This window comes from Pseudohongiella sp., from assembly GCF_040877505.1.
Taxonomy (GTDB): domain Bacteria; phylum Pseudomonadota; class Gammaproteobacteria; order Pseudomonadales; family Pseudohongiellaceae; genus Pseudohongiella.
Genome location: NZ_JBBDNQ010000038.1, coordinates 24,793 through 51,165, shown reverse-complemented (window position 1 = coordinate 51,165; position 26,373 = coordinate 24,793). Strand labels below are relative to the sequence as shown.

General features: G+C 55.7%; 23 protein-coding genes. 9 read left to right on the top strand and 14 right to left on the bottom strand.

Going from position 1 to position 26,373, the window contains the following annotated elements; translation table 11 throughout:
* Positions 1-25 precede the first annotated feature (25 nt).
* Positions 26-286: a hypothetical protein gene (locus tag WD071_RS13730; RefSeq protein WP_368048957.1), complete on the top strand. Its 261-nt coding sequence runs from the start codon at positions 26-28 to the stop codon at positions 284-286.
* On the top strand, positions 283-945 hold the full coding sequence (locus WD071_RS13725; protein ID WP_368048956.1) for a GNAT family N-acetyltransferase: 663 nt from the start codon (positions 283-285) through the stop codon (positions 943-945). Before WD071_RS13730 ends, WD071_RS13725 begins: the two co-directional genes overlap by 4 nt.
* Here the strand turns inward: WD071_RS13725 and WD071_RS13720 are convergent.
* The 4 genes from WD071_RS13720 to WD071_RS13705 form a co-directional block, all read right to left on the bottom strand.
* Complete coding sequence (locus tag WD071_RS13720) at positions 929-2,188, bottom strand: GGDEF domain-containing protein (protein ID WP_368048955.1); 1,260 nt, start codon at positions 2,186-2,188, stop codon at positions 929-931. The genes WD071_RS13725 and WD071_RS13720 overlap by 17 nt on opposite strands.
* 36 nt (positions 2,189-2,224) lie before the next feature.
* On the bottom strand, positions 2,225-3,181 hold the full coding sequence (pip, locus tag WD071_RS13715; protein ID WP_368048954.1) for a prolyl aminopeptidase: 957 nt from the start codon (positions 3,179-3,181) through the stop codon (positions 2,225-2,227).
* 31 nt (positions 3,182-3,212) lie between these two features.
* Positions 3,213-4,781 carry an EAL domain-containing protein gene (locus tag WD071_RS13710; RefSeq protein ID WP_368048953.1) on the bottom strand — a complete coding sequence of 523 codons (1,569 nt, stop codon included), beginning with the start codon at positions 4,779-4,781 and terminating at the stop codon, positions 3,213-3,215.
* Between the two features lie 155 nt (positions 4,782-4,936).
* Positions 4,937-6,217 carry an NAD(P)/FAD-dependent oxidoreductase gene (locus WD071_RS13705; protein WP_368048952.1) on the bottom strand — a complete coding sequence of 427 codons (1,281 nt, stop codon included), beginning with the start codon at positions 6,215-6,217 and terminating at the stop codon, positions 4,937-4,939.
* A gap of 210 nt (positions 6,218-6,427) precedes the next feature.
* Between WD071_RS13705 and WD071_RS13700 the strand changes: the two genes are divergently transcribed.
* Positions 6,428-6,925: a polymer-forming cytoskeletal protein gene (locus tag WD071_RS13700; protein WP_368048951.1), complete on the top strand. Its 498-nt coding sequence runs from the start codon at positions 6,428-6,430 to the stop codon at positions 6,923-6,925.
* A 27-nt stretch (positions 6,926-6,952) separates the two neighbouring features.
* Complete coding sequence (locus WD071_RS13695) at positions 6,953-7,582, top strand: hypothetical protein (RefSeq protein WP_368048950.1); 630 nt, start codon at positions 6,953-6,955, stop codon at positions 7,580-7,582.
* Between the two features lie 26 nt (positions 7,583-7,608).
* On the opposite strand, the gene WD071_RS13690 is transcribed toward WD071_RS13695, so the two are convergent.
* Both WD071_RS13690 and WD071_RS13685 read right to left on the bottom strand, forming a co-directional pair.
* On the bottom strand, positions 7,609-8,877 hold the full coding sequence (locus WD071_RS13690) for an aminotransferase class V-fold PLP-dependent enzyme (RefSeq protein ID WP_368048949.1): 1,269 nt from the start codon (positions 8,875-8,877) through the stop codon (positions 7,609-7,611).
* Between the two features lie 33 nt (positions 8,878-8,910).
* The gene (locus WD071_RS13685) at positions 8,911-10,602 is read right to left on the bottom strand and encodes an amidohydrolase (protein ID WP_368048948.1); all 1,692 of its coding nucleotides are present in this window, start codon (positions 10,600-10,602) and stop codon (positions 8,911-8,913) included.
* A 227-nt stretch (positions 10,603-10,829) separates the two neighbouring features.
* On the opposite strand from WD071_RS13685, the gene WD071_RS13680 reads away from it, so the two are divergent.
* Both WD071_RS13680 and ybaK read left to right on the top strand, forming a co-directional pair.
* Positions 10,830-11,675: a fumarylacetoacetate hydrolase family protein gene (locus WD071_RS13680; RefSeq protein WP_368049060.1), complete on the top strand. Its 846-nt coding sequence runs from the start codon at positions 10,830-10,832 to the stop codon at positions 11,673-11,675.
* On the top strand, positions 11,672-12,145 hold the full coding sequence (ybaK, locus tag WD071_RS13675; protein WP_368048947.1) for a Cys-tRNA(Pro) deacylase: 474 nt from the start codon (positions 11,672-11,674) through the stop codon (positions 12,143-12,145). Before WD071_RS13680 ends, ybaK begins: the two co-directional genes overlap by 4 nt.
* A gap of 19 nt (positions 12,146-12,164) precedes the next feature.
* Here the strand turns inward: ybaK and WD071_RS13670 are convergent, their stop codons facing one another.
* Positions 12,165-13,430, bottom strand: coding sequence for a serine hydrolase domain-containing protein (locus tag WD071_RS13670; protein ID WP_368048946.1), 1,266 nt, complete (start codon positions 13,428-13,430; stop codon positions 12,165-12,167).
* A gap of 483 nt (positions 13,431-13,913) precedes the next feature.
* On the opposite strand from WD071_RS13670, the gene WD071_RS13665 reads away from it, so the two are divergent.
* The 3 genes from WD071_RS13665 to WD071_RS13655 all read left to right on the top strand — a co-directional run bounded on the left by WD071_RS13665 (position 13,914) and on the right by WD071_RS13655 (position 21,681).
* Complete coding sequence (locus WD071_RS13665; RefSeq protein WP_368048944.1) at positions 13,914-16,991, top strand: TonB-dependent receptor; 3,078 nt, start codon at positions 13,914-13,916, stop codon at positions 16,989-16,991.
* Between the two features lie 303 nt (positions 16,992-17,294).
* Positions 17,295-20,696: an ATP-binding protein gene (locus tag WD071_RS13660; RefSeq protein ID WP_368048943.1), complete on the top strand. Its 3,402-nt coding sequence runs from the start codon at positions 17,295-17,297 to the stop codon at positions 20,694-20,696.
* Positions 20,697-20,736: 40 nt separating this feature from the next.
* The gene (locus tag WD071_RS13655) at positions 20,737-21,681 is read left to right on the top strand and encodes a response regulator (protein ID WP_368048942.1); all 945 of its coding nucleotides are present in this window, start codon (positions 20,737-20,739) and stop codon (positions 21,679-21,681) included.
* A gap of 97 nt (positions 21,682-21,778) precedes the next feature.
* On the opposite strand, the gene WD071_RS13650 is transcribed toward WD071_RS13655, so the two are convergent.
* The 7 genes from WD071_RS13650 to WD071_RS13620 are packed head-to-tail and all read right to left on the bottom strand — an operon-like array spanning position 21,779 to position 26,330.
* Positions 21,779-21,976: a hypothetical protein gene (locus tag WD071_RS13650; protein ID WP_368048941.1), complete on the bottom strand. Its 198-nt coding sequence runs from the start codon at positions 21,974-21,976 to the stop codon at positions 21,779-21,781.
* Positions 21,973-22,674: an urease accessory protein UreG gene (ureG, locus tag WD071_RS13645; RefSeq protein ID WP_368048940.1), complete on the bottom strand. Its 702-nt coding sequence runs from the start codon at positions 22,672-22,674 to the stop codon at positions 21,973-21,975. The genes WD071_RS13650 and ureG overlap by 4 nt, the downstream gene beginning before the upstream one ends.
* 55 nt (positions 22,675-22,729) lie before the next feature.
* Entirely contained in the window at positions 22,730-23,398 is a 669-nt protein-coding gene (locus tag WD071_RS13640) for an urease accessory protein UreF (protein WP_368048939.1), read from the bottom strand.
* On the bottom strand, positions 23,385-23,921 hold the full coding sequence (locus WD071_RS13635; protein ID WP_368048938.1) for an urease accessory protein UreE: 537 nt from the start codon (positions 23,919-23,921) through the stop codon (positions 23,385-23,387). Before WD071_RS13635 ends, WD071_RS13640 begins: the two co-directional genes overlap by 14 nt.
* 21 nt (positions 23,922-23,942) lie before the next feature.
* Positions 23,943-25,637 (bottom strand): urease subunit alpha, encoded by a 1,695-nt coding sequence (gene ureC, locus WD071_RS13630; RefSeq protein WP_368049059.1) that lies wholly within the window; start codon positions 25,635-25,637, stop codon positions 23,943-23,945.
* Positions 25,638-25,674: 37 nt separating this feature from the next.
* Positions 25,675-25,983 (bottom strand): urease subunit beta, encoded by a 309-nt coding sequence (locus WD071_RS13625; RefSeq protein ID WP_368049058.1) that lies wholly within the window; start codon positions 25,981-25,983, stop codon positions 25,675-25,677.
* A 44-nt stretch (positions 25,984-26,027) separates the two neighbouring features.
* Positions 26,028-26,330: an urease subunit gamma gene (locus tag WD071_RS13620; protein ID WP_368048937.1), complete on the bottom strand. Its 303-nt coding sequence runs from the start codon at positions 26,328-26,330 to the stop codon at positions 26,028-26,030.
* Positions 26,331-26,373 lie beyond the last annotated feature (43 nt).

The following is a 26,373-nucleotide window of genomic DNA, read 5'->3' as shown; positions in this document are numbered from 1 at the left end:
TGAGCAGCCGTGATGAGCACCCGTGATGAAAAATAGCCTCATTCTAAAATTCGTCGCTGCCGCGCTTACGGGCGTGGTTCTCCTGGTCGCATTGGCCGTCGTTTTCATACACCTGACTGACCCGACACGAGAGACAATCAGCACAGCGCCACCGGAAAACGAGGTTCGCCAGCCACAGGCCCCTGAACCGGCGACCAGCACGGCACCCGGAGCGCCGCGCACCGGCGTAGCACCGCCTGCATTCGCTGCAGAAACAGATGAGCACGACACAGGAAACACACCTTGAGCAACATCAGAGTACGCCAGACCCGGCGCGAAGACATCCCCGCACTGATAGCCTTGCAGACCCGCATCTATCCCACCATACCGCCGTGGAACAAACTCGACCTTTTGACCCAGTTGGAAAAGTTCCCGCAAGGCCAGATTGTCGCCGAGGACGAATCCGGTCTGCTGGGCTGCGCCAGCTCCATCATGGTCATGTGGGATGACTGGACCGACGAGCACAGCTGGTACGATATCACCAGCGCCGGGACGTTTGACAATCACAACCCCGACGGCCGCACCCTGTACGGGGTAGAGGTTTTTGTTGATCCTGAATCGCAGGGACAGGGTGTCGGACATTTGCTGTACGAAGGTCGACGCCAGTTGTGCCGGGCCATGAACCTGAAACGCATTATCGCTTGTGGCCGACTGCCAGGATACCGGGAGCACGCTGCCGATATGAGCGCTGAATTCTACGTGCGCAAAGTAATCTGGGGAGATTTTAACGACCCGGTACTGAGCTTTCAGTTGCGCGAAGGTTTCAGCTACTTTGGCGTGATGCCCGACTATATCCCCGAGGACGCAGAATCCTGCGGTTATGCCTCCCTGATTGTCTGGCTTAACCCGGACTATGAGCCAGACCTGCCGGTCGTTATCCGCGACGATATCAGTTTTCGGATCTAATCGGGCTCTCCAGGACGGCCTCTCCGGACGCCTCCCCTGCTGAGCAGCCCCCTGTTTCAGCGCTGGCCCGCACGACACCGTCTGACGTTCTGGACTTGTCCTGGTACATCAGAGTGTCAGCACGCCCCAGCAATTCGTCAGAGCTGTCACCATCAACCGGCCACAGCGCGACCCCTATGCTGACAACAACATCAACATTCCGGTTGCGCACCGGCATGGGGCCATTCAGCCCATCGCGCAAACGCTGCAGAAACTCTCCAAGCCTGACCTCCGACTCATCCGTATCACCCTCGCTTTCCATTCCCCGGGCAATAACGACAAACTCGTCGCCGCCCAGGCGTCCGGTAAAATCTGCGCTCCGAATCGCCCCTTCCAGGCGTCTGGCGATGCCCGCCAGCAGTTCATCGCCGGCACTGTGGCCGAACCTGTCATTGACCAGCTTAAAGTCGTTCACATCAATCAGCATCACCGCAAACGGCGCTTTGGTGCGGCGGCTGGCGATCAGAGTATCGCCCAGACTCTCGTCAATACTGCGGCGATTGGGCAAGCCGGTTAAGGCATCCTCACGTGCCAGTTGCATAACCTGGCGATTGGAGCGGAAATAACAGGCAACACCCAAACCATAGGTCCAGCCGATACTAAACACAATCAGGGCCAGGACGAGGCCCTGATTCGCGGACACGTCCATCGGCCTGGCGGATACTTCGGGCGCCAGCAGTGCGTACTGCCAGCGCACCGCAAACGGAACACTCATCATAATCGCTGAACAGGCTGCCAGGGTGTTGGCACGCAACTCGTACCGGTCAGTGGTGCGCCAGCACAGAATTACACCCACCAGACACATACCAATTGCTGCAAAAGCATCGTGAAACAGGAAACGTGCCTGCGGATAATCCTTGTTTACCCACGCTATCAAAACCAGGACCGGCATCGCAAGCAACATCAGGCGCCAACGCCGCCGGGAATGATAACCCCGGAAGCGCAGGCAGCCTTCAATGGTAAAAAGTACCGCAGACAGACTCATGGAGTTACTCAGAAACGGCGCCAGATTCCAGGGCGCGCCAAGCAGCGTTGCCATGAATACTGTCAGAAACGACAACGAGATCAAAAAACCGCCAATCGTCCAGTGTAAAACACCCGGCAACTTCTCGTTGATGCGCCAGAAAATAAACAACACCAGGACCGAAGTGACGGACACCAGTGCCAACGTTATGCTTAGAGTAATAGTATCAAGAGGTACCATGTCTGCGTTATTGCGCTCCGCGGGGAACTGCCCACATCAATCAGACCATTTATCGGTGTATTCAATCATTTTTGCGGTAATGCCCGATTCCGACAATGCGTGACCGGCATCCGCGATAATATGCAATTCAGATTGCGGCAGAGCCTTATGTAGTTGCCAGGCATTTTCTACAGGACATATTACGTCATAGCGGCCATGAACAATAACTGTTCGGATGTTTTTTATCGCATCAGCATTGTTTAACAGGTAATTGTCTTCCGGCAAAAAGCCCTTGTTGGTGAAATAGTGACACTCGATACGTGCAAAGGCATCGGCGAACTGGTCATTGCCAAATTTGCCGACAGAGGCCGGGTCAAACATCAATTTTGAAGTCGACCCCTCCCATATCGACCAGGCCTTGGCCGCCTGTTGGCGGACCACAGGATCGGTTGACGTCAGTCGCCGGTAGTATGCTGCCACCAGGTCACCACGTTCACCTTCCGGAATGGGTTCAAGGTACGATTGCCACAGGTCGGGAAACAGCCTTGAGCACCCTTGCTGATAAAACCAGTCGATTTCCTGTTTCCTGAGCAGGAAAATGCCGCGTAGAAACAGATCGGTGCACACGTCCGGATGCGCAATCGAATAGCACAACGCCAGCGTGGAACCCCAGGAACCACCAAAAACAGCCCAGCGCGACAGCCCCAGATGCACGCGTATTTTTTCGATGTCCGCCACCAGATCCCAGGTGGTGTTCTCCTCAATATCGGCAAAAGGAGTGCTACGGCCGCAGCCACGCTGATCAAACAGCACAACATGCCACTTGTCCGGGTCAAAATAGCGGCGATAGTCCGGCATCACGCCACCGCCGGGCCCGCCATGCAGGAAAACGACCGGTTTGCCTGCAGGATTGCCGACCTGTTCGTAATACAGACTATGACGTTCGGAAACCGGCAGGCACCCGGACGCGAATGGTTCGATTGCCGGATAAAGACGCGGTGCTGCTTTGCTCATTATGATTTCATCTCTGTGCGTTACTGGTACTTCAGGCTTGATGTCGGGCCAGTCCTTTAATCAGGTCACCTGGCGCTATGGCGCGACTGAACAGCCAGCCTTGCGCATACTCCACACCCTGTTTGTTGAGGTATTGAGCCTGCGCTTCGGTTTCGACACCCTCGGCAACCAACTTCAGATTCAAAGTTCGCGCCATTTTTATGATATGTAATACAACGCGATTAGTCGCGGCCTCGGTGTCGATGGCTTCCACAAACAGACGATCTATTTTAAGACAGTCGAACTGCATGGTCTCCAGATAGGAAAGGCTGCAGTATCCGGTACCAAAATCATCTATTGCCACCCGGACCCCCTGTTTGCGCATAGCCTCGATAACGCCCTTCGCGGCACTGGCATCAACCAGCATGCGTTCAGTCAGTTCAGCGACGATCTGCCCTGAACCGGCGCCACTGGCACGTACCATCGCCATCAGTTTATCCAGGGTTTTGCCCGATTGCAGGTCTTTGGCGGACAAGTTGATGGTCAGGAAAAAGTCCGGATCGGCGCGCAGTGCTGCCCCCATGTCCCGGCCTGCAATCTCAATGACCTGCTCTGTCAACATACCGATGAGGCCGCTGTGTTCGGCAACGGGGATAAAGTCGTCCGGCTGCATAACCCGACCGTCCCTGTGGCGCCAGCGCAACAAGGCCTCTGCCCCCACCCATCGTCCGCTGGCCAGCTCTACCACAGGCTGATAATCCAGATAAAACTCGTTGCGGCGCAAACCCTGTCGAATCTGCGTGGGCAGAGAAACCTGCAGGCGGGCAAAATAGACAACTGACCCGGTCAATACAACCGCAGTCACTATTCCAATTGGCAATAAAACCCAGATAAACGCCAGTATTCGCTCATCCAGATAACCGGACGGAATTGCAGCAATGGCACCCGTCTGTGCCACCTGGTCAGAGCGCACAATGCCAACGATATACCCATTGTCGACAAACGCTGCTTCGGGCACATCATTTACCGCCTCTACCCAACGAGGGTCTGCCTCACCGCTTACTGTTCTGATGTCTCCCGTGGACGGGTCAAATGTCGCAAAAATCACGCCCTCCTGATCAACCACAAGGTCCACAGCCTGATTCCGGTGCGCCATGGCGATAAAGCCATCACGTTCAAGAGAAATATAGGGTGTTTCCGACGCAAACGGCACCGGCGCTGTCAGGCGCAAGCGAGTCCCCGACGGCGTCAGGCTGTCCGGCGGGCCCAGAGCCAGTCCGCTCTCATGCAACCCCAGCGTGGAACACAGCATGAGTTCGCCACTGACAGCACCGGCAACTTTCATGAACTCCATGCTGACACCCAGTTGCCGCATCCGGGTGAGCATGGCATCGGAGCAAGGATCACCGATGTTTGCGGCGACAAGAACATCAATGGCTTCCTGCATTTGCTCAACGGCGCGATCGGAGCGTGCCGCCACGGAACGGGCGTAGCTGGTCACCCGGTCAAATTCAGCCGCCAGCCCTTGTTGCTGAGACAGATAAATTGCAGTGACCACAGGCCCGATCGCGGTGATCAGAGCAACCGCAATAATGACCTTTAAAACCCTGGATCGACGCATTGTGTAGTGTTCCTGATCATCGATGCCGTGCGCCCTTGTCGTTGTGATTCTGTGGACGTCACATCTGGCCGGATTAAACCGGCATTTCCAGACTACACGTTTCCGGAAAAAGGTCAATTATCAACAGCATCACCGCCCCGGAACTGTGTTGGGCATCACGATGGCGAGCCAACATTCCGCAGATAGGAAACCGCACCCTGGCCCGCCACACGACCGCTGGCAAGACAGGCATTTATCAGATAACCACCCGTGGGCGCATCCCAATCCAGCATTTCGCCAGCGCAGAACACGCCCGGATGACGCCTCAACATCAACTCATCGGTCAACTCGGCAGCAACAATACCGCCGCCGGTGCTGATCGCCTCATCCAGCGGACGCGCCGAGTGCAACCGTTGCGGCAAACATTTAATGGCCCTCGCCAGTGCTTCCGGGTCACGACCCGACAATGGCGCCAGTTCATGCAGCAGTGCTGCCCTGGCGCCGCTGAAGGCGAGGCGTTTGCGCAGGAAATTGGCTTGCGACTGCTTGCCTCTGGGTAGCGCCAGTATCCGCCGGATGTCCTCTATCGACCGGTCCGGCATCAAATCCCAGTAGATTTGCGCAAAGCCATCGCGTTCAATGCGCTGCAAGATGTCACGTGACGCATGATAGATCAGGCCGCCTTGCACACCATGCCGGCTGATCATGGCTTCACCCTGACGCCAGTGAGGCGAACCGGCCTCCAACGACAGCGCCACCGATTTAAGCGGTTGGCCGGCGAAGCGTTCTCGCATGTACGGGCTCCAGGGATAATCGAAACCACTGTTCGAAGGCCGGAACGGCGCAGCCTCAACATCGGCTCGCGCCAGCATCTGTAGCCACTGCCCGTCCGAGCCCAAACGTGACCAACTGCCGCCACCCAGGGCTAATACCACTGACTGCGCCGCAATTGCCACCGTGCAATCTCCGCGCTCCGGCGTCACCACCGAAAACGTTAACTGGTGACCATCAGGTTGCGGTTGCCACGCTACCCAGCGGTGCCTGGTGTGGATCTTGACCCCATGTTCCTGCAGACGATGCAACCACGCACGCAGCAGCGGCGAGGCTTTCTTTTGCACCGGGAACACTCGCCCGGAGCTTCCGGTAAAGGTCTCGATGCCAAGCCCCCTGACCCATTCCCGCAAGTGTGCCGGACCGAATGAGTTTAACCAGGGCAGAACCATCGCGGCATCGCTGTAGCGCGTGGCAAAGGCATCAAAATCCTCTGAATGAGTCAGGTTGAGCCCGCCCACGCCCGCCCGCAAAAACTTGCGTCCGACCGCTGGCATGGCATCGAACAGATCAACCCTGTACCCGGCCAACGTCAATTGCTCGGCGGCCATCAGTCCCGCCGGCCCCGCACCGATCACGGCAACGGGCAGCAAGCTGCTGACCCGCGCTGTTTGCGCCGTAGTCATAAAACCTTCCTTACGATACACATGCTTTTACTCTGAGCGCGATGGAACCATCATGATAACCTGCCGCACCCGGCGACGCTTGCCCATGACCTATATTGCGGGTTTTGCGGAGTGCATCAACCATCAGTAATTTAGCACACAGACCATTGTCAGATCCGGCCTTACTTGCTAAAGTCCGAAGCGATAACCACAAAGTCATTGGTGATACTTATGTTTGACCGGAACAAAGACAAACAACAGGACAAACCCGAATCCTCCTCGGCCGCACCGGCGGTGGAATCAAGTTACAGCAGCGCGCCGCGGCCTTCAGCGGCAGGCAGCTCAGGCAAGTCGGCCACACTGGGCGCCACCATCAAGGTCAAGGGCGATATCAGCGGTGACGAAAATCTGCTGATCGAAGGTCAGGTTGAGGGCACCGTGAATCTGGCGTCGCACGAACTCACTGTCGGCAAATCAGGCAAAGTTCACGCTGACGTTACTGCCAAAGTGATCCGTATTGACGGTGAGGTTCATGGAGATATTGCCGGCAAGGAAAAGGTTTTTGTTTCCAGTACCAGCAATATCAAGGGCAATATTGTTACGCCGAAAATGACACTGGAAGAAGGCGCGCGTTTCAAAGGCACTATCGACATTGATCCCGGCCATGCCAATGGTAATTCGTCAGTGACGTCTTTTAAATCAGGCACCCCAACCGACAAAACCAGCTAAAACGTGAACCTGGCAGAGCAATTAACAGTGACAGTGACCGAGACGCTGCCCAGTCGTTTAATGCCCGACATTCTGCAGAAAATTGCAGGTGAGTCGACATTGATGGTGCTGGACGTGGGTTTTGGCGTGCATGAAACCGTGGCTCATTTTGGCAACCGGCGCTGCAAGCTGCACTTCTGCGGCTTGCCTGATGCCTTGCAGTCGCCCCCGACTCTGGCGCCGCCCGCCCAAAAAACAGGCAAGCTGATAGATGAATCCATACGCCAGGAAAACCTGCTCACGGCCTGGCGTGATCGGTTTCGCAGTGTTCTCGATTTTCCGGAAGATACGCGCTTCGATCTGTGCCTGTTCTGGGACTCTTTCAACTACATGGATGACCTGGCCCTTAAAGCTTTCTTTGAGGTACTGCATCCCTACATCCGCAAGGAAACCCTGGGGCATGGCCTGATCCAGCTTAAAGACGACAACCAGGTAATGAATCGGGAATATGGTATACAGGCGCAGGATCAGCTGGCCATGCGTCCCGGTCATCATGGTTCACTTGCCAGCTGGCCTCGCCCGCAAGCCAGAGTCGCCTCCATGCTCAAAGGATTCGCCATCAGTCATGGTGTTCTGCGTCGCGATGGTCTGCTGGAAGTATCACTGAAAACCGAATAAGTTCAGCCTGGCGCGGCTTATCCGGATCAGGCTCGCAACAGCTCTCTGACCGCTGCTACAGCACGATCAACATGCGCCTCTGTGTTGTATATGCCCGGACAAAGACGCAGACCACCGGTTCCCGCCCCCGCAATGCCATATTCAGAGTATAAACGGTCGGCCAGCATACCTGCCTGCCCATCCGGCACCGCTACAATGCAGACACCGAAACTCAAGGCTGGGTCAATCGGCGTAACCAGCGGCAACCCCAGCGCCTGAACGCCGGTTTTCAGACGCTGTGACAAGGCGGTGATACGCCGCTCGATCCGCGCTGCGCCGATACTGTCATGGATACGGGCGGTCAGCTCCAGGCCTGCCAGCGCCGCATCATCGCGCTGACCAAGAGATTCAAATTTGCGCGCACCCGGCTGCCCGGTTTCGACCCCGCTGCCCCAGCCCGATGCCACCACGCCTGGCCAGATACGCGCCTGTTGCTGCGACTTCACGTAAAGCAGGCCGACCTCTTTGGGACCCATAAACCACTTGTGAGCACTGGCCGTGAACGCATCAACACCCAGCGCCTGCAAATCGAGATCCATAGCGCCCCAGGTTTGCGCACCATCAAGATGAACAAAAATACCACGCTTATGAGCCGCAGCAACAAGTTCGGCAACCGGAAGTTTTATACCACTGACATTGGACACATGGGTCAGTGCCAGTACCCGGGTGCGATCAGTAAACTGGCGGACAAAAGCATCGACCAGTTGCCCGGGATCAATGTGCGCTGGCGTTGCCACTTTTTTAACAACAAAACCGAAACGCGCCGCACGCACGTCCCAGGCAACATTATTGGTGGGATGGTTCTCGTCCCAGACAACGACTTCATCGCCGCGCTCAAGCGCCAGTCCGTTATTGACAATATTATTGGCTTCACTGGTATTGCGCACCAGCGCTACTTCATCTGCGCTGATATTCAACTGCGCTGCCACACGGCTGCGCGCATCTTCCAGAAAACCGGAAAATCTGGCCCGGTTATTAAATGAGCAGTCCTGATCTATATCCGCTGTCATCGCCGCAACATGCTGGGCAACAATGCGAAAAGACGGACAAAGATTGGCAGCATTCATCGGCACGGCATCGTCGGCAAAGGAGAACTGGTTACGGACGCTCAGCCAATAGTCCTCCCCGCTGCCAGCAGCGAAAATCTCTGAAATATCCTGTTGTGCCTGCGCCAGTTTGACCTGCACACTGGCCGCGCCCAGCAGCAGGGCCCCTGAGGTGCGCAGAAACCGGCGCCGCGATTGCACATTGCTCATCGTTACCCCCTTTAGTCGCCTGTCAGCGGCCAATTATTCGCCAATACGACGTCCGCCCACCCAGGTCTGCACAACCTCAACCTGCCACAACTGTGACGGATCGATGTCAAACACGTCCTGTTCTACCAGGATAAAATCGGCCAGCCGGCCTGCTTCCAGAGAACCGAGCAGTTCTTCCTGGTGCGCTGCGTAAGCCGCGTCCAGAGTAAAACTGGTCAAGGCTTCGCCCAGTGTCATGCGCTCCTCGGGGAACCAGCCGCCGGGCGGTTCGTTCTGCTGATCCTGACGTGTCACCGCTGCGTGCAGGCCAAAAAAGGGATTGGGGGATTCCACCGGAAAGTCCGAGCCATTGGCAATGATGGCACCCGCCTCCATCAATTTGCGCCAGGCATAAGCACCCTGGATGCGAACTTCACCCAGCCTGTCCTGCGCCATGTTCTTGTCGCTGGTTGCATGCGTCGCCTGCATGGAAGGAATGACGTTAAGCTCGTTGAAGCGCAGAATATCCTCGTAGCGCAGCACCTGCGCGTGTTCGATGCGGTGCCTTTGTTCACGAGTGCCAGTGCGCTGAATCAGCGCTTCATAGTTATCCAGCACAATCATGTTGGCGCCATCACCAATCGCATGCACATTGACCTGAAAATCCGCCTGCATCGACATGTCCATTAACTGCGTCAGGCGCTCAGGAGACAGCAACAACAACCCCTGGTGGCCAGGCATGTCGGAGTAGTCCTCATTGAGGTAGGCACCGCGACTGCCCAGCGCGCCATCGGCGGAAATCTTCACACTGCGCACGACCAGCGTATTGTCGTCGCTGATAAAATGGCCCTCGGCCAATCGCTCCGCCAGTTGCTCATCACCACCAGCCAGCATGACATAGACCCGAATCGGCAGCGGTCCCTCTTCCAGCAATTCTTTGTAGGCCTGCAGAGTCGCACTGGAGACACCGGCATCGTGCACGCTGGTCAGGCCCTGTTCGGCCAGCGCCAGCATTGCGCGCCGCAATGCCATTTTCTGATCGTCAATACTCAGCGCCGGAATATGCTGCGTAATATAGTCCATGGCGGTGTCAACAAACGTGCCTGTTGGACGGCCTTCCGAATCACGAATGATCATGCCGCCGTCAGGATCAGGCGTGCTGGCATCAATCCCCGCCAGCTCCATGGCGGCCTGGTTGGCCCAGCCTGCATGGCCATCAACGCGGCTGAACCACATGGGTGTATCCGACTGTGCCTGCGCCAGTGTGTCCGCACTGGGGAATTCATTGCTGTCCCACAACACCTGATTCCAGCCGCGCCCCTGAATCCACTCCAGCCCCGGATTGGCTTCCTGAAACGCCATCACGCGTGCAACCGCTTCCTGTTCGGAGCGGGTGCCGGTCATGTCCACGCGCAGGAGGCTAAGGCCATAACTGAGCACATGACCATGTGCATCAATCAAACCCGGCAGCAGGGTTTTACCTTCTCCATCCACCACCGTGATGTTGTCATCATCGGGCAATTCATCGCTGTCAGTGAACACGCGGTCGATGGTGTCACCGGTAAACTGGATGGCGCTGAACGTCATGCGCTCCCGGGCACTGCCAGGTCCGTCGCCGTCGAGCATGGTGTAACCATTTACGTTGGTCAGCAGTGTGGTTTGCGCGGTCAACGTTGAGGACAGAAGAACAAACAGGCTTGAAGCAACTAACAGGCTGCGGCGCAGGGTTCGATTTGTAAAAAACATAACTGGGTTTCCGGATCAGTGTTATTGAATCTCATTCTGGCAAGTGTACCGTTAACATCAGGGTTGGTATACGCTTGATTTGGTACGTTATACTGCTCCGACAACAATCATAAACAAGGATACACGCTGCCATGCACGCCACCCGCAAAACCTTCCGGACAGTCCACTACGCAATTGCAGTTCTTGGCTGCGCCCTCCTGCTGAGCACACCACTGCAGGCGGCGGAACTGACCCTGGTCCGATTTGGCCCCGAGGGGCAGGAAAAGCCGGGACTGATTGATGCCCAGGGACAGATCCGGGATCTGTCTGCCCATATGAACGACATCGCGCCCGATCAGTTATCGGACGATAACCTGGCTCGCATTGCAGCCCTCGACGCTGACAGCCTGCCACAGGTCAGCGCTGACGTCCGACTTGCCGCACCGGTCACCGGGGTCAGCAAGATCATCGCCATCGGCTTCAACTACATCGACCACGCCGCGGAGATGGCTGTGGAAGTGCCGGAGGAACCATTAATATTCATGAAAGCGGTCTCTGCGCTGAGCAATCCGTTTGACCCGGTCGTGTCGCCTCGCGGTGCCACCAAACTCGACTACGAGGCTGAACTGGTGGTGGTGATAGGCAAACGTGCCCAGTATGTTGACGTACGCGATGCGCTTGACCATGTGGCCGGTTACAGCGTGGGCAACGACGTCTCTGAGCGTGCCTTCCAGCGCGAACGTGCCGGGCAGTTTGTCAAAGGCAAAAGCGCCGACTCATTCGCGCCATTCGGCCCCTGGCTGGTCACTCGCGCCAGTGTCGATGATATCCAGAACCTGTCTGTCTGGTCGGAGATCAACGGCGAGATGCGCCAGCAGGGCAACACCAGCCAGATGGTGTTCGGCGTGGCCGATATTGTCAGCTATTTGAGTCAGTTCATGACATTGATGCCGGGCGACCTGATCTATACCGGCACACCTGAGGGGGTCGGTGATGGTTTTACCCCGCCCAGATACCTCAAGGTGGGTGATACCATTCGCATCGGCATTGATGGGCTGGGCGAGCTGCGTCAACAGGTTGTACCAGGGCCATGACGCCAGGCATCAATATTGCCAAAAAAGCCGGGGTGAGCCATCGCATCCACGAGTACAGCCACGACGCCGGCGCTCAGTCCTATGGCCTGGAGGCAGCTGAAAAAATGGGCGTGATGCCACAGCAGGTATTCAAGACGCTGGTGGTGGCGCTGGAGACCAAAGCGCTGGCCGTTGCCGTGCTGCCGGTGTCGGCGATGCTCAATATGAAACAGATCGCACGCGCTGCTGGCGCCAAGCGAGCCAGCATGGCGGCTGCCCCCGATGTTCAGCGCAGCACCGGTTACGTGCTGGGCGGCGTTAGCCCACTGGGACAGAAAAAAGCCCTGCCCACCTTCATCGACGAATCTGCGCGCCGCTTCGACACCATCTTTGTCAGTGCCGGACGCCGAGGCCTGGAGATCGAATTAAGCCCTGACGACCTGGCTGCACTGACCGGCGCCAGCTACGCAGCATTGAGCGATGCCGACTGAGATTTTATCGCACAGACCTCTAATCGATAGCGTCATATACCAGTGTTTTGAAACGTTCACGAAAACCATTGCCGCTGGCCGGTGACACCTGGGCCATGATGATGGTTATCATGTTTTCCTGCGGGTCTATCCAGAATCGGGTACCCGCCGACCCATCCCACCAGTACTCACCCTGATTCACGCGGTGGTTGTACGTCGTCGCATCCATGACCACCGCCATGCCGCCCAGACTCCAGCCCGAACCAAGCCAATAGCCGGAACCGCCAATTGGCAGCAACGCGTCGGGCACGGCATTCTCTGCCATCATGCGGACAACGTCAGCGCTGACAAGCTGCTCGCCATTAATCCGGCCATTGTCCAGAAACAGCTGTGAAAAACGCAGGAAGTCCATGGTTGAAGACACCAGCCCGACACCCGTACTGGTCAGGGCACGCGGCTCGGTGACCGGAATGGTTTCCATTTCAATCGGCTGCAGCTGCCCATTGTCATCAGGTCGGTACACAGTTGCCAGACGATTCTGGCGCGCCGCATCAACATAGAACACGGTGTCAGTCATACCCAGCGGCGCGAAGATACGCTGCTGATAAAACGTCAGGATATCCATGCCGGACACCACTTCAACCACCCGACCCAGAATCTCCGAATGCATGCCGTAGCGATAGCGCGTCCCGGGGTCTTCAAACAGCGGCAAGGCAGCAACATTATCAACCACCTGTGTCAGTGTCTGATCATAACCGTGCACGTTGTGGGCGCGATAAAACGCACTGCTGCGGCTGCCAATACCAGAAGTATGGGTCAGCAATTGCGCCAACGTAATATCGCCTTCCCGCGGACGCGTAGCAGCCACATCTGGCTCACTGGCATCCTGCAGGACCTGCTGACCGGCAAATTGTGGCAGGTACTTCTGTACGGGGTCATTGACGTCAAGCAGGCCGTCATCGTGCAGCATCAATATGCCCAGCGCCGTGATCGGCCGCGTCATGGAATAGGTGCGAAACAGCGCGTCGAAAGACATGGCGGCACCAGTCTCAATATTCATATGACCCAGGGCTTCGTGGTACACGAGCTTGCCATCTTTGACCACTGCCGCAACCACCCCGGCAATATCGCCCGCGTCAATCTGCGCCTGTAATGCGTCTGTTGCCAGTGCCAGTTTGTCCGGCGCCAACCCAGCGTCTTTCGGGGCCGCGCGCATTAATGTCTGCGCACTTGTCTGGCCACCCATCAGCAGCAATGTCAATATTGCCGAGCTCCACGTCAATCTGCGAACAAGCTTTAACCCCATGCTTTTTGCTCCCGATTTGCCCATGATCCGGTGAATCACTCACCTTGCCCGTTTATGTTTGCAACGAATAGAGATAATTTGCAATTAAATATTTGACTCAGAGAAAACGCATGGTTTATGCTGCGAGCGATCGATCGCTTAGAAAGTAGCGGCAAAACAAAGTGTTATGAAAAGTAACATACCGCTCATTCTGTGAAGATTGGTAACACTTTCCAGCAGTACCTGCCTTTGAAAGTGTGATACATCAAACGTGTGAGACAAAAATAGTCGAACTACATGTGAAGTACGTCTGACCCAATAAGAAAAATCAAAACTGATGAAGAGAGCCACACCTGGCTCCTGAACGCAGACGAAATAGAGCTAAGTATTGCTATTCCGCAGCACAGGGGAGTTATGTGGTTTTTTTATGCATGTCTGATTTTGATCAATTGGCAGGCAACAATCTAACCGCTGTAATAATAAGTATTAAGGGGGGGAAACCCGATGAGATTAAAAGAACTATACCGGTGCATCGCTTGCGTATCACTGGTCGCACCCACGCTGGTTTTTGCGCAGCAACAACCTGAAATCGAAGAGGTTGTCGTCACCGGTTCCTTGATCCGTGGCACACCCGTAGACGATGCACTGCCGGTGGAAACATACACCGCTGCTGACATGGAGCTGTCCGGCTCGCCTTCAGCTCTGGAATTCGCCAAAAGCCTGAGTATCTCCGGCGCCACCTCCGGTGAATCCTACTACTTCGGCGGCGCAGCGCTGACCGGTAGCGTAAACTACAACCTGCGTGGCATCGGTGCGGACAAGACACTGTCCCTGTTCAATGGCCGCCGCGTCACGCAGAACACTTCCGTCATCCCATCTATCGCTTTGGCGCGTACCGAGATTCTGAAGGACGGCGCTGCCGTAACCTACGGTGCTGACGCTACCGGCGGTGTGGTTAACTTTATCAGCCGCGACAACTTCGAAGGCGTTGAAGTACAAGGCTCATTCAAAGCCATTGATGGCTCCGACGGCGACTTCAATGTCGGCATCATCGGCGGGTTTGGCGGCGATACCACTGACGTCATCTGGGCCGCACAATGGGACCATCGCTCACAGATGGACACCACTGAGCGCGATTTTTCGAGCCAGCCGTACTCTGTCAACCCCGCTCCCTGGTCAGATCTGACCAACCTGGGCGCCTGGATTGCCCGCGGCCCACTGCCCGCAACACCCGGCAACACCGCAAACAGCGAATGGGGCCCCGTTTACGGCCTGGCCAACGACTTCACCGACCAATCCTGTAATGCAGTCGGCGGTATCGTTAACGTCACGTCCTATACCACGTGTAAGTACAATTACATTCCCTTCTATGACCTGGTTGCTGACAACGACATATACCGTCTGTTTGGTCAGGTAAAAACCGAGATCAGCGCTCAGCACAGCTTCACTGCGCGTGCAGCCTATTCTCAGGTACACACACCCAATGCATACGGCTCACCTTCTCAGCCGGTTATCCGTGGTCCCGCCCGAGCCTCAGGCGCGACTTACCAGCTGTATGTGCCGAAAGCCAACCCGTTCGTAGACGAGTTCGCTCAGCGCACCGGTTTTGCCAACAACCCGCTGTATGCTGTAACTCAGGGTTTCACGCCTATCACCTACCGTGCTTTCGCTCACGGTGGCCTGGATTTGTTTGCGGAACCTGGCCGTCACAGCACACCGCGTGAAATCGACAACCGCTTCCTGCATCTGACCGCCGGTTTTGACGGCGAACTGAACATAGGCAGCGGTATTTTTTACGATGCGGCGCTGACCTATAACCAGTCGCACACCACGGACGACAACCCCGATATCGCCCTGTACCGTGTACAGGAAGCATTGAACGGTTTTGGTGGTCCAAACTGTAACGCAACCGACCTGAGTACAGATCGATTTGGTACCCAGAACCCTGCTGCCGCCGGCACCAATGGCTGCATGTGGTACAACCCGTTTGCGTCCAACTTCGCCGGTCAACCGGTCTACGGCCTGGCCAACCCGAGTTATGTACCGGGCGCCGAGAACCCGGACGAACTGGTTCGCTGGTTGTTTGATGACCGTTACCAGGAAACTGTGAACTGGAACGTGACAGCTGACCTCGTATTCAGCGGTGAAACGCCAATCGAACTGCCGGGCGGCATGGTGTCATGGGGTGCGGGTGCCCAATGGCGTAATACCAAAGAGCGCGAAACTGTGCCCAGCTCGTTCTATAACGGCAGCCAGCCTTGCGCATGGCCAGAGCAGGAACCCAACTCACCGGAAGCGCCAAACTTCGATGGCTGTACGCCGGATGCACCGGGCCCGTTCCAGTTCTTTGACACCAACGTACCGGATGCCAACAAGCAGACTCAGGAATCCGTGTTCACGGAATTCAACCTGCCTATCCTGGACACCCTGTACATGGCTGCCGCTGTTCGCTATGAACAGTTCTCCGGCGACCTGGACGCGACTGTTTACAAAGTATCAGGCAAGTGGGATGCAACTGAAAATATTGCGCTCCGTGGTTCCTATGGCACCAACTATCAGGCGCCTGGTGCCGACATCAACCCGGGTGAGGTTGCCAGTGGCACCACTAACTACACTCGCGCAGGTGGCGCATGGCGTGGTTCGCAGACCTTTACCCGTTCGGACATCGAGCCTGAAGAGGCAACGGTAGCCAGCGTGGGTGCGATCTGGCAGTCAGAAGGCTTCACGCCGGGCAGCGACTTCCAGTTCATCGTCGACTATTTCGATATTGAAGTGGAGAAAGAGCTGGGTCTGCTGGCCAACGTAAACCTGATCGCCAATTCCGTGTTCAGCATCCCGCCAACTGGCTCAGGCGCTGTGCCTAACGACGGAACAGCACTGGCTGACTGCGCACACCCATTGATCGGCCGTGTTATCTTCAACGGCGGTCCTTGTGTACAGGGCGTTTCTACTGCCTCTGATTTCGCCGAAATCCGCACTGACTTCGGTAACGGTCCTGGCCAGCAAACCAAAGGTTTCGACATCCAGACCAGTTATGGTATGCCAGCATTTTCAGGCGACCTGGAGTTCCGGCTGACGGCAACCAAGGTACAGGAATTCAAGTTCACACCAACACTGCTGGACGGCTTTGAAGTCGCACCTGCACGTGACCGTCTGGGCTTCCTGAACTACGAAACCATTGCCAACGCAATATCCGATTGGCGCGGTAATTTCACCACCAACTACTCACAGGGCATTCACAACTTCCGCCTTTCTGTGCAGTACGTCAGCGGCGTGAAAGACGAGCGTTTCTACAACGAAGACGGCTCACGCGTAGGTGATGCAGCACTGACGCCAGCTGGTTTCCAGCCCGGCACACGCACACCGTTTGGTCCAAGCACCTACGGTATTGATGGTGACGACTGGATTGTTGCTGACTTCCACTACACTGTGGACCTGCCAGCAGAAACCACGCTGACAGCATCGATCGTCAACGTCTTCGACGAAATGCCACCGGCATCTCGTCAGGAACTGGGCTACGATCCACGTATCGGCAACCCGCTGGGCCGTACTTTTGAAATAGGCGTGCGCAAGCAGTTCTAAACAAAAGTAACATGCTCCAAAAAAAAGCCCTGCTCATCTGAGCGGGGCTTTTTTTTGCCTGCAACAACGGTATGAAACTTGCTGTAGTACTCCTTGCCAGCCCATATCACAGCCAAACCGGTCATTTAGCGCCTAAAAACGGATTTTTTGTGCTTGTTATGCGCCGGAACGGGGCGACGGCATCTTGCGCGCGCCAAAAACAGGCAAAAAATATACAGCGAACTGTTTTGGTCAGCGATCTACTTGAATGAACCGTCATGAGGCACGGACAGCAAAACATGGCTGTTGCGGGACAAGCGGCTGATGAAAGCAACACAACATATTTTCAGGGTCAGACGTAAATACAACGTCTGGGTCGGAAATGAAACACTGGAAGACTATGCACTGCGCTTCACCGCGATCAAGGCGCGACGCTGGAGTATAGAACACGTCGCCAAGACTGCCCTGGGTGCCACGGCCTTCCTGGCCCTCGAAGCTATCGCTGCCGCTGTGACCATAAGCTATGGCACGGTCAATGCCATTGCTGCCATGGTCGCAGTTGGCATAGTCATTCTGTTGACCGGATTCCCCATTGCCTACAATGCCGCCAAATACGGATTGGACATAGATCTGTTAACGCGTGGCGCCGGTTTTGGTTATCTGGGGTCTACCATCACCTCGCTGATCTACGCATCGTTCACATTTATCTTTTTTGCCATCGAAGGCGCCATTCTGGCGGCAGCATTGCAGGCCCTGCTCGGCATCCCCCTGTGGCTCGGCTACATCATCTGTGCCGTTGCTGTGATACCTATTGTTACCCACGGCATCACCATTATCAGTAAGTTTCAGGTCGGTACCCAGACTTTCTGGTTGTTGCTGCAATGCACGGCACTGGCGGTAATCACCTGGTTCGAATTTGCCCGGGTCAGCGACTGGACTGCCTACATGCCGGAAGATGTGACCCCGGGCGCCAGCAACAGCAACGGCTTTAGTCTGGCACTGTTTGGTTCGTCAGTGGCAATCATGTTCTCCCTGGTTGCCCAGATCGGCGAACAGGTCGATTACCTGCGCTTTATGCCGGAAAAAACCCGGGACAACCGTCGGCGCTGGTGGTTCTGGTTGTTGCTGGCAGGCCCGGGTTGGATATTTATCGGTATCATCAAAATGCTGCTGGGTTCATTCCTCGCGTATCTGGCCATCACCGCCGGTGAAACACCCGAGCGCGCGGCGGATCCCACCTACATGTACCAGATGGTATTCAACTACGTCACCCAGTCACCTACGCTGTCGCTGGTACTCGCCGCCTTGATGGTAGTTGTGTCACAGATGAAGATCAATGTGACCAACGCCTACGCTGGCTCAATTGCCTGGTCCAACTTCTTCTCGCGCCTGACACACAGTCACCCCGGACGTGTCGTCTGGCTGGTGTTCAACGTCGCTATTGCGCTGCTGTTGATGGAGCTGGGCATGTACCGGGCATTGGAAGCAATCCTTGGCCTGTTTGCCATTGTCACCCTGAGCTGGCTGGGATCATTGTCGGCGGATCTGCTGATCAACAAACCACTGGGCCTGAGTCCATCCTATGTCGAGTTCAAACGCGCACACCTGTATGACATCAATCCCGTTGGTACCGGCTCTGTCATCATCGCCTCTGCTACCGGCATTCTGTGCTACATGGGACTTTTTGGCGATGTACCCAGACATCTTGCGCATTTCATAAGCCTTGGCATATGTTTTATCTCGGTACCAACACTCGCATTGATTACCCGTGGCCGCTTCTATCTGGCCCGTCAGTCACCGCAGATTGATGATCTGCTGCAGGCCCAGGATACCGACAATACACTGGAGTGCTGCATTTGCGAAAACCGTTTTGAGCGCAATGATATCGCTTATTGTCCGGCATACCAGGGCGCCATCTGCTCACTGTGTTGTTCCCTCGACTCGCGCTGTATGGATCTCTGCAAACCCGATGGGCGCCTCAGTAATCAAATGGAACAGTGGCTGCGCCCGCTGCTGCCGGCAGCCATCTTTACCACCGTCAATCGGCGCATGGTGAGGTACGCGGTGATGTTCACCACGGCCAATCTTTTCAGCGCCGCCTTGTTGGCCGTGGTTTACTACCAGATGCAACCGGTAACATCAGGTGAAATTGCGCTGCTGCAGCAGTCATTGTGGACGCTGTTTTTTATTCTGCTGATCATCCTTGGCGTTGTGTGCTGGTTGCACCTGCTGGCCAGCGAAAGCCGGGAAGTTGCGCAGCAGGAATCGGCGCGTCAGACCAGTCGCCTGTTGCAGGAAATCGAAGCTCATAACCTGACTGACATGGAACTGCAAAAAGCCAAAGACCTGGCTGAGCGTGCCAATGACGCCAAAAGCCGATACCTGTCAGGCATCAGTCACGAGCTGCGCACACCCTTGCAGGCTATTCTGGGATACGCGCAGTTGTTGACGCAGCGCGCCGACATGCCTGAAAAACACCGTAATGCCATCCAGATCATCAAACGCAGCGGCGAACACCTGGCCGGCCTGATCGAAGGCCTGCTGGATATTTCCAAGATCGAAGCCGGACGCCTGGAGATCTATCGCAACCGGGTAAAACTGCCAGACCTGATCGATCAGATGATTCAAATGTTCCGTACCATGGCGTTGGAAAAAGGTATTGAATTCAGCTGTCACATCCACAACAGATTGCCGGACTACGTCACCACTGACGAAAAGCGATTACGCCAGATACTCATCAATCTACTGTCCAACGCAATCAAGTACACTCATTACGGCAGCGTCGAATTTCATATTCACTACCGCAGCGAAGTCGCTGAATTCGCAGTCATCGACACCGGCGTAGGCATCAATGAAAAAGACCTCAATCGTATTCTCGACCCCTTCGAACGGGTAAGAAATGCCAATGCCCCGAACGTGCCCGGGACGGGCCTGGGATTGACTATTGTGCGGCTGCTCACTGAGATCATGGGTGGGGAACTGGATATAACCAGCACACCCGGTGAGGGTAGCTGTTTCAAAGTATCCTTGATGCTTTCCCGTATCGGTGAGCCCGTGGTAGAAACGCCCCCCCAACGCCTGATCAGCGGCTACAGTGGCCAACGCAAAATAATAATGGTTGTGGACGACGACCCGATTCATCGCGGACTGATGGGTGATCTTTTGCATCCGCTGGGACTGACGACCTTTGAAGCACGGGATGCGCATGATTGCCTGGATGCGCTCAGAAACGTGACACCTGACCTTTTCCTGCTGGATGTGAGCATGCCCGGCATCGACGGCCTGGCACTGGCTGAAATCTTGCGAACAAAGGGTTTCCAGCAGCCCATCATCATGATCTCGGCGGATGCTCATGAACGGCATCGCGGCTCCCAATCACCAAGTTCGCATGACGAATACCTTGTCAAACCCATAAACAATCAGCAATTGCTGGAAAGCATCGGCAGTTTGCTGTCGCTGAACTGGGTCCGGAGCAACGACACAGCACATGTTCATGTTTTTGATCAGGCAGCAATTTACCATCCCAGACTGATTGCAATCGCAGATCATGTACTGGTGCGGGAACTGATCACCTACGCCAACCTGGGTTACAAGCGCGGGGTGAACAACAAGCTTGAAGAGCTTAACGACAGCGGTCTGATAGACGAAAACACGCTGACATACTGTCAGCAACTTGCCAACGCCATGCAGTTTTCAGCGCTGGCAAAAGCGTTCAATGCAGAGTGAGAAGAATATGCCAGAACTACAGAGAATTTACGAGAAACCTATGAACAAAAAAGCGTATTCCAATGTTATCCTGGTCGTCGATGATTCTCCGGAATCACTGAGCTTTGTCAACGACACGCTGGAAGAGGCAGGCTACGACGTGCTGGTGGCACTGGAAGGAAAGCAGGCGCTCACCATAGCCAGGCGCATCCGCCCCGACATGATTCTGATGGATGCGATCATGCCGCACAAGGATGGCTTCGATACCTGCCGGGAACTGCGAGCCATTCCCGAGCTGGCCTCGATACCAGTCATTTTCATGACCGGCCTGACTGATTCAGGCAGCGTGGTGCGGGGCCTTGAAGCGGGCGGCGTCGACTACCTGACCAAACCCATCAATCCGGACGAACTGCTCGCCCGCATGACCGTACATCTCAGCAATGCCAGACTCACCAGCAGTGCCTATAACGCACTGGACTCCGCCGGACAGCATCTGTTCTCCGTGAACACCCAGGGCAATATTCTTTGGGCAACACCACAGACACTGGCCCTGTTTGCGCGCGCAGGGGCCAGCGAAAGCTGGCAGAAAACCGAGCTGGTTTCCGCGCTGAACGAATGGCTTTCGCCACCGTCGCCCAGACAACGACAGGCTGACCAGACCCTTGCGTTGACCGTGAGCAGCAAGAACGGTCCTTTAACGCAGGAAAAAAGACTGACAGTTACATTTGTCCGGCATATAAATCCTGACGAAAAACTACTCAAACTGTCAGAAACAAATGAAGGCACGGGTGAGGATCTGTTGCGGGAAAAGCTTGACCTGACCAAACGGGAATCGGAAGTGCTGACCTGGATCAGTCAGGGCAAAACGAACTGGGAGACTGCACAGATTCTGCAAATGAGCCCACGCACGGTCAACAAACATCTGGAGCAGATATTCAAGAAACTCAATGTGCAGAACAGGACAGCGGCTGCACGCATAGCCATCAGCATCCTGGAGCGCGACTGAGGCCTTGGCGGCCCGGCGCGCTCGGGGAGGCTGATGGCCGCACTGTCAACCTATCAACCTATCAACCTCTCAGCCAGCCTAACAACCTGTCAGCGTCTCAACTGCGCCGACTTCGTTTTCTGCGAATGAAGCGTATGGACAGCATCACGACCAGCGCTATAACCAAACCAGCGGTCGCAGCATGCAGAAAATCGTGTATCCATAAACCATCCAGACCATGGCCGGGGTGCGACCACGCCAATCCCGGCAGCGCTGACAATAGAATAACGGCTACCAAACAGTTCTTGAAATTCATTGTGTGCTCCTTCCTGGTCCGGATATTTCTGAGTTTGCAAACGCATCGCCACTGGCAACTATGCCGTCCGCCAATCGGGCAGGCAACATGCCATGCTCGATAATGAAATCGATAATCTCCGGCAACCCGCTGCCGGATTTCAGGTTACTGAATACAAATGGTCGCTCTCCCCTCATACGGGTGGCATCTTCTCGCATCACGTCCAATGACGCACCAACCAACGGTGCCAGATCTGTCTTGTTGATGATCAACAGGTCAGAACGGGTAATGCCCGGTCCACCCTTACGAGGAATCTTGTCGCCGGCCGACACGTCAATGACATAAATGGTCAGATCGGACAGCTCCGGACTGAAAGTGGCACTCAGGTTGTCCCCGCCGCTTTCGACAAATATTATTTCCAGTTGTCCGTGACGCGCAATCAACTCATCAATGGCCGCCAGGTTCATCGAGGCATCTTCGCGGATAGCCGTATGCGGGCAACCGCCCGTCTCCACACCGATGATGCGATCAGCACTCAGCGCTTCATGGCGGGTCAGGAAGTTGGCATCCTCCTTGGTGTAAATGTCGTTGGTTACCACGGCAATATCATAATAATCACGCAGTGCGCTGCACAGGGCACGCAGCAGCGCGGTCTTGCCGGAACCAACCGGACCACCAACGCCCACTCTCAGGGTCTGACCGGATTTATCATTCGTCATAGTGACATCCTCTTGGCTAACAAAGCATCTAGTGCATAAAAACCGGCTGTTGCGGTCAGGACCGGAACAGCCTTGAGTATTGTGTTTCATGGTGCATGCTGGCGAGGCTGAGCGCGGGCAGGCTGGCACCGATATTGTCATCCTGCACAAGCGCAGCGGCCGCTATTGCCGCCGGCACTTCGGCGTGCAATGCATGCATCATGCGCTGCGCCCTGGTCTGCCCAAGCGGCAACAACTTGGTTGCAGCATTTACCTGGTTCTCGATCCAGGACCAGCACAAACCCAGACCACCTGTCTCGGCGCTGATCTGCCAATGCCGGGCTGCCTGGGCAAAGGCTGTCACAAAACTTACGGGTCCGTGCATATCAATGATTGGCACACCGAGCTCGGGTAACAGTTTTTGCAATGCCAGGCCTGTGGCAGTATCGGTTAATTGCAGCTCCCGGGTTTCGCGGCTGGCGAGTATGAGGTCATTCCAATACCGAAGCGCATCGTGATCTGAATTCGCCAGTGCTGTGTCCAGACGGAACAACACGGGCAGATCCACAGCGGCCAGACTAAAGCGAAGCTGCATGCTCAACCAGGTTTCGATATCTGCATCGGTTTTAAGCCAGGCGGCCTCAATGGCGTACTCCAGTCCGTGTGAGAACGCATACGCGCCCACAGGCAAACCGGCACTGCTCAGGTGCAATAGCCGCAACAAGGCAAGGTCAGTGGTGATCATGTTTGCCCGAGACTTCCAGCGCCGCAATCAGACCAGCCTTCGGTTGATCGGGTTGCTCATGTGCATGCGAATGCCCGCCATGCCCCGACCCGCTGTGAGCCGTGTAGGCACCCTGCTCTGGCACAAAAACGTGATGCGCATGCTGCAAGGTCAAACCCAGCAGCACCAGCATTTCCTCAAGCACATGGTCGGGCAGAATGCGGAGTGTGCGCGAACCCACCTGCACTTTCACATGTCGGTTACCCAGGTGGTAGCAGGCCCGGCTGAATACTTCCCAGTCGTCGCAGGAAGCGATGACCACGGGCTCTATGGCACCCTCCACCAGCACCAGCCGACCGCATTGGCTGCGCAGGTATTCGCCAACCTGCAGCGGTGTGCCACGCGCCAGAAACAATCTGACCTCTTCTCCCTCCGTGGAAAAAATTCGCATGCGACCGCGATCTCGCTGTTCATGCGTGAGTATGACCCGGACATCTACTGGCGCCTTGCACTGCGTGCCCAGTCGTTCATGCACTTCCAACATGCTTATTCCTCTGTTCAGTTGTTAAAACAGGCTGTAGCGCTGCGCCAAGGGCAAGACGCTCGCCGGCTCGCATGTCAACAGTTCACCATTGGCCCTGACCTCATAGGTCTGGGCATCGACTTCGATCACAGGTAACCAGTCGTTCAGAATCATGTCCTGTTTACGAATTGATCGCGTGTTGCGGCAGGCAACCAATTTGCGAGCCAGGTGAAGTTTGCTCAGCATTCCGGCCTCCAGCGCCAGCTGACTGGTGAAAGTCACCGACAGCGCGGCCGCGGCACCACCAAAGGAGCCAAACATGGGCCGATAATGCGAAGGCTGCGGCGTCGGGATTGAGGCGTTCGGATCACCCATGGGCGCCGCAGCGATCATGCCCGACTTGATGATAAGTGATGGTTTGATGCCAAAAAATGCCGGTTTCCATAACACCAGGTCTGCCAGTTTGCCCGGCTCGATGGAGCCGACTTCGTGGGCAATGCCGTGAGTAATCGCAGGGTTGATCGTATACTTGGCGACATAGCGACGAGCGCGGAAGTTGTCTGATTCAGCGGTATCTTCCGCCAAGCGGCCACGCTGAATTTTCATCTTGTGTGCGGTTTGCCAGGTTCGGGTGATGACCTCCCCGACCCGGCCCATGGCCTGTGAATCTGATGCGATCATGCTGAAAGCACCCAGGTCGTGCAGAATATCTTCCGCTGCGATGGTTTCCTTGCGGATACGTGAATCGGCAAAGGCCACGTCCTCAGGTATCGCGGCATCCAGATGATGGCAGACCATCAACATGTCCAGATGCTCATCAACGGTATTGACAGTGTAAGGCCGTGTCGGATTGGTCGATGACGGCAGCACATTGGCAACCGAACAGGCCTTGATGATATCGGGTGCATGACCACCACCGGCGCCTTCAGTATGGTAGGTATGAATCGCCCGGTCCTTGAACGCGGCCAGGGTGTCATCTACGAAACCCGACTCATTCAGGGTGTCAGTATGAATAGCGACCTGAACATCATAATAGTCAGCAACGTTCAGGCAGTTGTTGATTGACGCCGGTGTTGTGCCCCAGTCCTCATGCAACTTGAGACCGCAAGCACCCGCCAACAATTGTTCAATTAGCGGTTCAGGCAAACTGCCGTTGCCTTTGCCCATAAAACCAAAGTTCATGGGCATGGCATCGGTTGCCTGCAGCATTTTGCCAATGTTCCAGATGCCCGGTGTACAGGTCGTCGCTTTGGTGCCGGTCGCGGGCCCTGTGCCCCCGCCCAGCATCGTGGTGATACCGGACATGGTTGCTTCTTCTACCTGCTGCGGGCAGACAAAATGGATGTGAGAGTCGATACCACCTGCGGTGAGAATTTCACCCTCGCCGGCAATGATCTCGGTGCCCGGACCAATGTTGATGGTCACGCCGTCCTGCACATCCGGATTGCCCGCCTTGCCGATAGCCATGATACGGCCATGCTTGATACCGACATCCGCTTTTACCACACCCCAGTGATCCAGAATCAAAGCATTGGTAATGACAACATCCATGCTCTGTGCATCGCCACGCTGGCTTTGCCCCATGCCGTCGCGAATCACCTTGCCGCCGCCAAACTTCACCTCATCACCGTAGCGGGTGTAATCCTTTTCAACCTGAAGCCAAAGATCAGTGTCCGCCAGGCGCACACGGTCACCGGTGGTCGGTCCAAACATCTGCGCGTAAGTTGCGCGATCCATATTTGCCACAATAACTCTCCTGCCTGCCGAATACAGACTAGTCTAACGGCCCCATCACATCACCGCGAAAACCAAATACCCGGCGCTCGCCAGCATAGGCTACCAATTCAACCTCACGACTCTGCCCGGGTTCGAAACGAACCGCAGTACCGGCCGCAATATTCAGATGAAATCCGCGGGCCATGTCCCGATCAAGACGCAAGGCAGAATTGACCTCGGCAAAATGGTAATGTGACCCGACCTGCACTGGCCGGTCGCCCGTGTTCTCAACGGCAAGCCTGATTGTTTGCCGACCCGCATTGAGCTCAATGTCGCCTTCAGCGGTGCGGATCTCGCCCGGGATCAGGCCGGCCTCTCGTTCTTCTGTCGTGTTCATAAAACTTTTTCACCCTAATTGATTGGGTCATGCACCGTGACCAGCTTGGTACCGTCAGGAAAGGTTGCCTCCACCTGAACCTCGCTAATCATGCTGGCAACCCCGTCCATGACCTGCCCCGCCGTCAATATCTCTTTGCCGTAACTCATCAGTTCGGCCACCGTCCTGCCATCGCGCGCACCTTCCATGATCTCCATGGATATCAGGGCAACAGCCTCCGGGTAATTCAGCTTCAGGCCTCTGGCCAGTCGACGCTCAGCCAGCAGCGCGGCCGTGAACAGCAGCAGTTTATCTTTCTCTCTGGGTAGTAATTCCATGTGGTTCCGAATCGATCATGTCAGTTGATTTTTATGGTATTAA